We start from the raw sequence: 209 nt of genomic DNA, 5'->3' as shown, positions 1-209 counted from the left end.
AGTCAGCGTGGTCACGCCGTCCAGCGCAGTGATGGTGAACGTGCCGCTCTGGGTCAGCGCGGTGGCATCCGGTGTGCTGCCGTCAGTGAGGTTTTTCTCGTAGACCGTCAGCTCCCCGCCTTCGACGTTCAGGCCATTGATAATCACCGGATCGTCGTTGTTGTGGATCTGCAGTACCAGATTCGCCGTGCTGGTATCACCGTCGGAAT

At 59.3% G+C, this 209-nt stretch carries 1 protein-coding gene; it reads right to left on the bottom strand.

Features of this window, described 5'->3' with window-relative positions:
* The coding region (locus tag ACM6JQ_RS23125) for a hypothetical protein (protein WP_414894727.1) at positions 1-209 on the bottom strand (209 nt) is incomplete at both ends.

The organism is Pseudomonas sp. IT-232MI5, from assembly GCF_949767845.1.
Lineage (GTDB): Bacteria > Pseudomonadota > Gammaproteobacteria > Pseudomonadales > Pseudomonadaceae > Aquipseudomonas.
This window is presented reverse-complemented; position numbering and strand designations above follow the sequence as displayed.